At 61.6% G+C, this 367-nt stretch carries 1 protein-coding gene; it reads right to left on the bottom strand.

The features are described from left to right. The coding region (locus A3754_RS00520; protein WP_156496635.1) for a LysR family transcriptional regulator at window positions 1–265 on the bottom strand (265 nt) is incomplete at its 3' end. Between the last annotated feature and the right edge of the window lie 102 nt (window positions 266–367).

The following is a 367-nucleotide window of genomic DNA, read 5'->3' as shown; positions in this document are numbered from 1 at the left end:
GCTGGTCGCGTTGGCTCGTGGCCATCTGGGAGAGCAGGTCAGCCTGTTCCAGCACGCGCTGGGCCTGGGCGACAATGGGCTCGGCCTGGGGGGTGACGACCACTTCGCGGGGGCGCCGCTCGAACAGGGGCATGCCCAGTTGTTCTTCCAGCTTTTTAATAGCCGCACTGAGGGTCGGTTGGCTGACGTTGCAGGCCTGGGCGGCGTGGCCAAAGTGGCGTTCACGGGCCAGGGCGACCAGATAGCGTAGTTCTGTTAGTGTCATGGCATTGATACACTTAATCGATTGAATGCCATTGTGCATATTAAAGGCGCCGGACGCTAGATGCCGAATGCCCGACGTGCGGTCTGCGTCTGGCATGGGGCA

The sequence above is a fragment of the Alcanivorax sp. HI0083 genome (assembly GCF_001635175.1).
This window is presented reverse-complemented; position numbering and strand designations above follow the sequence as displayed.